The organism is Nitrospinota bacterium, assembly GCA_035528715.1.
GTDB lineage: Bacteria > JADFOP01 > JADFOP01 > DATKYB01 > DATKYB01 > DATKYB01.
Window position 1 is genome coordinate 1 of the sequence record DATKYB010000036.1, and the last position, 7,116, is coordinate 7,116.

8 protein-coding genes are annotated in these 7,116 nt (G+C 34.4%); all 8 read left to right on the forward strand.

The window, feature by feature from the left end; translation table 11 throughout:
• On the forward strand, window positions 1–1,097 hold a 1,097-nt coding region (locus VMW81_02355), incomplete at its 5' end, for a chorismate-binding protein (GenBank protein ID HUU49786.1).
• A 22-nt stretch (window positions 1,098–1,119) separates the two neighbouring features.
• A complete protein-coding gene (locus VMW81_02360; protein HUU49787.1) occupies window positions 1,120–1,686 on the forward strand; it encodes an aminodeoxychorismate/anthranilate synthase component II in 567 nt (188 codons plus the stop codon).
• A gap of 12 nt (window positions 1,687–1,698) precedes the next feature.
• Window positions 1,699–2,748, forward strand: a complete 1,050-nt coding sequence (gene trpD / locus VMW81_02365; protein HUU49788.1) for an anthranilate phosphoribosyltransferase — start codon at window positions 1,699–1,701, stop codon at window positions 2,746–2,748.
• 32 nt (window positions 2,749–2,780) lie between these two features.
• Window positions 2,781–3,563, forward strand: a complete 783-nt coding sequence (trpC, locus tag VMW81_02370) for an indole-3-glycerol phosphate synthase TrpC (GenBank protein ID HUU49789.1) — start codon at window positions 2,781–2,783, stop codon at window positions 3,561–3,563.
• Between the two features lie 24 nt (window positions 3,564–3,587).
• Window positions 3,588–4,217 carry a phosphoribosylanthranilate isomerase gene (locus VMW81_02375; protein ID HUU49790.1) on the forward strand — a complete coding sequence of 210 codons (630 nt, stop codon included), beginning with the start codon at window positions 3,588–3,590 and terminating at the stop codon, window positions 4,215–4,217.
• Window positions 4,217–5,404 (forward strand): tryptophan synthase subunit beta, encoded by a 1,188-nt coding sequence (trpB, locus tag VMW81_02380; protein HUU49791.1) that lies wholly within the window; start codon window positions 4,217–4,219, stop codon window positions 5,402–5,404. Before VMW81_02375 ends, trpB begins: the two co-directional genes overlap by 1 nt.
• A complete protein-coding gene (trpA, locus tag VMW81_02385; GenBank protein HUU49792.1) occupies window positions 5,401–6,195 on the forward strand; it encodes a tryptophan synthase subunit alpha in 795 nt (264 codons plus the stop codon). Before trpB ends, trpA begins: the two co-directional genes overlap by 4 nt.
• 35 nt (window positions 6,196–6,230) lie before the next feature.
• Entirely contained in the window at window positions 6,231–6,992 is a 762-nt protein-coding gene (locus VMW81_02390; GenBank protein ID HUU49793.1) for a 3',5'-cyclic-nucleotide phosphodiesterase, read from the forward strand.
• Window positions 6,993–7,116: the final 124 nt, after the last annotated feature.

Here is a 7,116-nt window from a genome sequence, read left to right on the forward strand (position 1 = left end):
ATATGGTAAGGTTTTTTGAGAAATTGCCAGATAATACAGAGGACGATTTGAATCTCTATGACTCCTTTTTTATGATTACTGATACAATCATTATCTTTGATAATATTAGTCAAAAGATGAAGATTGTTTCTAATGTTTTTCTGGATGGTAAAGATCAAAGAGAGGCTTATGAATCAGCCAAAAGTAAGATAAATAGTATCATATCAAAGTTGAATCAGCCGTTAAAGAAGAGAAAAAGAAAGAAAACCACAAAGAAAAATATTAACTTCTCTTCAAATTTTACAATCGAAGAGTTTAAAAAAGCAGTTATGAAATCCAAGGAATATATTGAATCAGGAGATATCATCCAAACTGTTTTAGCGCAGAGATTAGAGACAGAAATAGAAATAGATCCTTTTGATATTTACAGAGCATTAAGAACAATAAATCCTTCACCTTATATGTATTATTTGAAATTCGGCGATTTAAAAATCGTTGGTTCTTCACCTGAGGTTATGGTAAGAAAAGAAGATCGAAAGGTTGAACTAAGACCTATAGCAGGAACAAGGCCAAGAGGGAAAACCGAGGAGGAGGATAAGAGATTAATGGAAGAACTTTTGGGTGATCCAAAGGAAAGAGCAGAGCACGTTATGCTAGTTGATCTGGGCAGAAATGATTTGGGAAGGGTTTCAAGAATTGGTACAGTTAATGTAAACGAATTTATGGTTATAGAAAAGTATTCTCATGTGATGCATATTGTTTCAAATGTTAGGGGTGAATTGGAAGAGGGAAAGGATAGCTTTGAAGTGATAAGGGCATGTTTCCCCGCAGGAACAGTTTCTGGTGCACCAAAAATAAGGGCTATGGAAATCATCGAAGAACTTGAACCTACTAAAAGAGGTCCCTATGCAGGGGCAATTGGGTATTTTGGATTCTCAGGTAATATGGAAACCTGTATTACTATAAGAACAGCTTTTGTTATCGGGAAAACCCTCTATTTAGGGGTAGGGGCTGGTATTGTTGCTGATTCCAAACCTGAGAACGAGTATAAAGAGACGATGAATAAAGCCAAAGCTATGATAAAGGCTGTTGAAATGGCAAGCCAAGGATTAAGATAATTTTATAAATAGGCGATTAAAGATGATACTCATGATAGATAATTATGATTCTTTTACCTATAATCTCGTTCAGTATTTAGGAGAATTAGGAGAAAGAGTTGTTGTGTATAGAAATGATAAGATTACCTTGAGAGAAATAGAGAAATTGAAGCCTAAAAGGATAGTGATTTCCCCTGGTCCTTGCACCCCTAAAGAGGCTGGGATATCTGTGGATGTTGTGAGGCATTTAAAGGGTAAGGCACCGATTCTAGGGGTATGCCTTGGTCATCAGTGTATTGGTTATGCCTTTGGAGGAAAAATAATTCGGGCAAAGAGATTAATGCATGGCAAAACCTCTATGATTCACCATGATAAAAAATCTATTTATAAAGGGTTAAATAATCCCTTTGTGGCAACTCGATATCATTCTCTCATTATAGAAAAGAAGTCTCTTCCCTCTGAATTGGAAATCAGTTCTTATTCTGAAGACAATGAAATAATGGGAATAAGACATAAGAAGTTTAAAATAGAAGGAATTCAGTTCCACCCTGAATCTATTCTCACGGAAGAGGGAAAAAGGCTTTTAGAGAATTTTTTGCAAATAGATTAAAGGAGATGCTCAATGATATTAGATGCAATATCAAAGGCTGTGGATATGAAGGATTTAACGAGAGAAGAGGCATCCTTGGTAATGGAAGAAATTATGTCAGGAAAAGCTACCGATTCTCAGATAGCATCCTTTCTTACTGCTCTCAGGATTAAGAATGTAACAGTAGAAGAATTAATCGGTTTTGTTAAGGTTATGAGAGAAAAAGCAGAGAGCATTCCTACAAAAGAGAAGGTTACAGAAGGTATGTCTGACACGAGCAGGGAGATGCTTGTGGATACGTGTGGAACAGGAGGAGATGCAAGAGGAACATTCAATGTTTCTACAGCCACGACTTTTGTTGTTGTAGGGTCAGGAATAAGAGTGGCAAAACATGGCAACAGGTCTGTTTCTAGTTTTTGCGGAAGCGCTGATGTTATTGAATCTTTAGGAATAAATCTAGAACTCAATCCTGAACAAGTGGGGAGGTGCATTGATGAGGTTGGGATAGGATTTTTGTTTGCTCCTCTGCTGCATAAGGCAATGAAGCATGTCATGACTGCAAGAAAGGATATTAAAATAAGAACAGTCTTTAATATCCTTGGTCCCCTTACTAATCCCGCAAAGGCAAATGCCCAGCTTCTTGGTGTCTTTAATGGAGATCTAACAGAAAAAATGGCTTATGTATTAAAAGAGTTTGATTGTAAAGGGGCGCTCATTGTCCATGGAATGGACGGATTAGATGAGATAACAAATACAAGTGATACAAAGATTACACAATTAAAGGATAAGAAAATAAAAACATTCTATGTAAAACCAGAAGATTTTGGAATAGAAAGGGCATCAATGCAGGATATACAGGGAGGGGATGTAAAGGAAAATACTAAAATTATTCTTAATATCCTTAAAGGTAAAAAAGGACCAAAAAGAGATATTGTTCTTTTAAATGCTGGAGCAGGGATAATGGTTGCAGGAAAAGCAGAGTCAATAAGAGAAGGAATTAATATATCAGAGGAGGTTGTTGATTCTGGTAAGGCAATGGAGAAGCTCAAAAAATTGATAGAATTATCTAATAAATTGAAATAATTATATTAATTTTAGTGATTTTAAGTTTAATAATGTTAAAAAAGATAGTTGATTATAAAAGAAAAGAGATCAAAGAATCTAAAGCTTCTATCTCGTTTTCAGAAATAAAGAAAAGACTCAAAGATGTTAACGCAGCAACCAGAGATTTTAAAAAAGCTCTTTTAGACAATGGAAAAAGAACAAGAATTATTGCTGAAATAAAAAAGGCATCTCCATCAAGAGGCATTATAAGTAAAGATTTTAAACCTATTGATATAGCCAAAATATATGAAAATAATGGTGCTAAAGCAATATCTGTCTTAACAGAAAAAAAATTTTTTGAAGGAGATTTAAAATTTATTTCCCAAATAAAAAAAGAAGTTAGTCTTCCTATTTTAAGAAAAGACTTTATTATTGATCCTTATCAGATTTATGAGACAAGGCTTTTTGGTGGAGATGCAATACTATTAATTGTCTCTATCCTGGATCAAAAACAGCTTAAGGATTTTATTTCTTTGAGCAAAGAGTTGAGTATGGAGTGTCTTGTAGAGGTTCATAATGATTTAGAAATGGAGGGGGCATTAAAGAGTGACTGTTCAATTATTGGTATAAATAACAGAGACTTAAAGACATTTAAGACCGATATAAATACAACTTTAAGACTCATAAAGAAGATTCCAATTGATAGAATAGTAGTGAGTGAAAGCGGAATTGAAAGAAGAGAAGATATTGCATTACTCAAAGATGCTGGTGTCCATGCCTTTCTTATTGGTGAAGCATTGATAAAAGAAAATAATATTGCTCATAAATTGAGATATTTAATAGATAATTCTTAAAGTAGTTTATTATGGAATTTATTTATGGTTAAAATCAAGATATGTGGAATAACCAATCTAGAAGATGCTTTATTTGCTGCTGAATGTGGGGCTGATGCATTAGGTTTTGTGCAGTATAAAAAAAGCCCCAGATATATAGAAAAAAAAAGAGCAAAGGAAATTATTGAAAAGTTGCCTCCTTTTATTAAAACAGTCGGGGTTTTTGTAAATTCAGATTTAAATGTCATATTAGAGACGGCCAGTAATTGCAGTTTTGATCTTGTGCAACTCCATGGTGATGAGGATCTAAAATTCTGTAAAGAAATCAAAAAAAAGATTAGATTAATTAAAGCTTTTAGAATAAAGAATAGAGATTCAATAAAAGATATTTCGAAGTTTTCTTCTCTAGTTAATACATTTTTAATAGATACTCATTTAGAAGGGAAATATGGGGGAACAGGTATTTGTTTTGATTGGAGTATAGTCCGTGAGGCAAAAAAATATGGTAATATAATATTGGCTGGAGGATTAAATAGAGAAAATATTTCTCTTGTTTTAAGGAATATAAAGCCTTATGGGGTTGATGTAAGTAGCGGCGTAGAGATAAGTCCCGGTGTAAAGGATAAAAAAAAGGTAGAAGCTTTTATAAAAACTATTAAAGAAATGGAGAGATAATGATATCTGGCAAAAAATGGTCTTTTGGGACCTTTGGAGGTCGATATGTAATTGAAACTTTGATGCCTGCTCTGTTTGAACTTGAGAAAGTTTATAAAAAAATAAAGAGAGATAAAAAATTCCAAGAAGAATTCCAATATTATTTAAAAGAGTATGTAGGAAGACCAACGCCCCTATATTTTGCTAGGAAGTTAACAGAAAAATTGAAAGGACCTAGAATTTATCTAAAAAGAGAAGATCTGATTCATACGGGTGCACACAAGATTAATAATACAATCGGTCAAGCGCTTTTAGCTAAGAGAATCGGAAAGAAAAGAGTAATTGCTGAGACAGGTGCAGGACAGCATGGATTTGCGACAGCAACAGCAGCAGCACTCTTTGGGCTTAAATGTGATGTATTTATGGGAGAGGAAGACATTAAGAGGCAGGCTTTAAATGTTTTTAGAATGAAATTCTTAGGAGCTCAAGTTATTCCTGTTACCTCAGGGACAAAGACTCTTAAAGATGCAACCAATGAAGCTCTCAGGGATTGGATTTCTTCTGTAAGGGATACTCATTATATTATAGGCTCTGTTGTTGGGCCTCATCCCTATCCTGTGATGGTTAGAGATTTTCAGTCGATTATAGGCAGAGAGGCAAAAAAACAAATTTTAAAAGCAGAAGGAAGACTACCAGATTATTGTGTTGCGTGCGTCGGAGGCGGAAGTAATGCCATAGGACTTTTTCATCCTTTTAAGAATAATAAACAGGTCAAATTTATTGGGGTAGAAGCTGGAGGACTGGGAATCAAAACTGGTAGCCACGGAGCCTCCTTATCAGCAGGTAGCATTGGTGTTTTGCATGGCTGCATGAGCTATATTCTGCAAGATAAAGACGGACAGATTAACCCTGCGCATTCTATATCTGCAGGGCTTGACTATCCTGGTGTTGGACCTGAGCATAGTTATTACAAAGAGACAAAAAGGGCAGGATATGTTTCTGTTACAGATAAGGAGGCATTAAAAGGTTTTGAATTATTAACTAAAGAAGAAGGAATCATCCCCGCACTTGAACCTGCTCATGCTATAGCCTATCTAGAAAAGTTAGCCAAAAAACTCAATAAAGATAATATTGTAATACTCTGTCTTTCAGGAAGAGGAGATAAGGATATGGATATTGTTGTAAGGGAGATAGGGGTTGACCAATGAATCGAATAGACAAGGTATTCCTTGATCTCAAAAAAAGAAAAAAAACAGGCCTTATTACATTTATAACTGCTGGAGATCCTGATTTAAGAATGACAAAATCTCTTGTGTTGGAAATGGAGAAAAATGGAGCTGATATTATTGAATTGGGTGTTCCCTTCACTGACCCTCTGGCAGATGGTCCCACGATTCAAAAAGCTTCACTACGGGCATTGAAGAACAATACATCCTTAAAGGATGTCATTGGTTTAATAAGGGATATAAGAAAAGACTCTCAAATTCCTCTTGTTATTATGTCTAGCTATAACCCAATCCTAAGATATGGTGAGGAGAAGTTTATAAAGGATGCATGTGTATCAGGACTAGATGGAGCTATCATTCCTGATCTACCTCCAGAAGAGGGGGAAAATCTCATTAGAGAATCAGAATCAGTTGGATTAAATCTCATCTTTTTGATTGCACCTACAACCCCTCATAAAAGAGCTAAATTAATAGCTGAGAAAAGCAGAGGGTTTATATACTATATTTCTTTGTTAGGAATTACAGGTGAAAGAAAGGGTTTATCTAGAGAAATAAAAAAAGGAATTTCCAAGATAAGGAATCTTACAGATAAACCAGTTGCGGTTGGTTTTGGGATTTCAAGCCCTGAACAGATAGAGGCCTTGTCTTCGATTGCAGATGGAGTAATTATTGGGAGTGCAATCGTTAAGGTAATTGAGAAAAATCTTAAGAACCAAAGATTGATAAGCAGTGTAGGGAAATTTGTCAATCTTCTAAAAAAGAGTATTCATTAAATTATTGTTTCTAATTTAATACAAAGGGATTTTTGATGAAGATCAGGGTATTGGGAAATTATGGAGGGATATCTTTAGATACTCATCTATCAAGTTTTTTAATCAATGATTCTTTGCTCTTAGAAACAGGTGCTGCAGCTTCAGCGTTAAGCTTGGAGGAGCAAAAAAAGATCAAAGATATCCTCGTTACTCATTATCACTTGGATTCTATTTTTGGTATCTGTTTTATTGCTGATAATCTAGCCTGTGTAAATTCCTCTGTGAATGTTTATTGTATTAAAGAAGTTCTTGAAACAATAAAAAAACATATTTTAAATAATGAGATATGGCCTGATTTTACGAAAATTCCAAGCCCTGAAAACCCAACATTAAGACTGAAAGAAATTACTGAGGGGGAGGTTATTAATGTAAGTAGAATGGAAGTCATTCCTGTAAGGGTTGAACATACTGTTGCTGCCGTAGGGTATATATTAAGAGATAATAAAGGGGCAGTAGTATTTTCTGGAGAGTCGAGTCCAACAAACAGAATCTGGGATTATGCAAAAAGAGAAAAAAGGCTAAAAGCCATTATTATAGAGAGTGCCTTTCCTGATTCTCAGGAGGAATTAGCAAGAAGATCAGGTCATCTTATTCCAAAGGATTTACCGAGAGAGCTTGAAAAACTAGGTAATCCGAATATTCCGGTTTTGCTTCATAACTTCAAGCCTGAATATGTTGAGGAAATAAAGAAAGATGTTTTAAAATTAGAAATAAAAAATATTGACTTCATAGAAAAAGATAAAATCTACGAATTTTAGATATCAAAAACTATTTGCGGTTTTAAGATTTTAAATTTTTCTTGCCTTTTCTACTAAAGTTATTTATTATCAATTATTTGAAAATTATATACTTACAATGATATTGTGTGATACGTGGTGAAAA

What these genes read in the sequence shown, in the direction of transcription:
- VMW81_02360 (HUU49787.1), top strand. Translation starts at nt 1,120, where the DNA reads ATGATACTCATGATAGATAATTATGATTCTTTTACCTATAATCTCGTT.
- trpD (HUU49788.1), top strand. Translation starts at nt 1,699, where the DNA reads ATGATATTAGATGCAATATCAAAGGCTGTGGATATGAAGGATTTAACG.
- trpC (HUU49789.1), top strand. Translation starts at nt 2,781, where the DNA reads ATGTTAAAAAAGATAGTTGATTATAAAAGAAAAGAGATCAAAGAATCT.
- VMW81_02375 (HUU49790.1), top strand. Translation starts at nt 3,588, where the DNA reads ATGGTTAAAATCAAGATATGTGGAATAACCAATCTAGAAGATGCTTTA.
- trpB (HUU49791.1), top strand. Translation starts at nt 4,217, where the DNA reads ATGATATCTGGCAAAAAATGGTCTTTTGGGACCTTTGGAGGTCGATAT.
- trpA (HUU49792.1), top strand. Translation starts at nt 5,401, where the DNA reads ATGAATCGAATAGACAAGGTATTCCTTGATCTCAAAAAAAGAAAAAAA.
- VMW81_02390 (HUU49793.1), top strand. Translation starts at nt 6,231, where the DNA reads ATGAAGATCAGGGTATTGGGAAATTATGGAGGGATATCTTTAGATACT.